Raw genomic sequence first — 326 nt, forward strand, 5'->3', positions numbered from 1 at the left:
AGTGCCTGTTGAAGAAATCCCGCCGGTTCTGTGCCAGTTCCAGATGATCAGCCAGCACGCAGCGCAGCAGGCCAGCGGCCTGTTCGCCAGCCGCCTGGCCCGGCTGTGGCAGGAAATCCACTGGGGTAGCCTGCTGTTCCTGTCGCCCCTCTGGCCGCTGGCACTGGCCTACCCGAAGCTGCTCGACACCTGGGAGCTGCGGGTGATCCACAAGGGTGAAGAGGCCGCCCATGTCGAGGAAGAACTGTTTGGCGTGCGCATAATGGCGCTGTGCCAGACCACGGCCGAATACTGGCGCCTGCCGCAGTGGGTGACCCAGGGTTACC

1 protein-coding gene is annotated in these 326 nt (G+C 64.7%); it reads left to right on the forward strand.

The annotated features are described in order from the left end of the window. Positions 1 to 326: hypothetical protein (locus tag QWI17_RS00160; protein WP_302720485.1), on the forward strand; the 326-nt coding region annotated here is incomplete at both ends.

The organism is Gilvimarinus gilvus, assembly GCF_030518155.1.
GTDB lineage: Bacteria > Pseudomonadota > Gammaproteobacteria > Pseudomonadales > Cellvibrionaceae > Gilvimarinus > Gilvimarinus gilvus.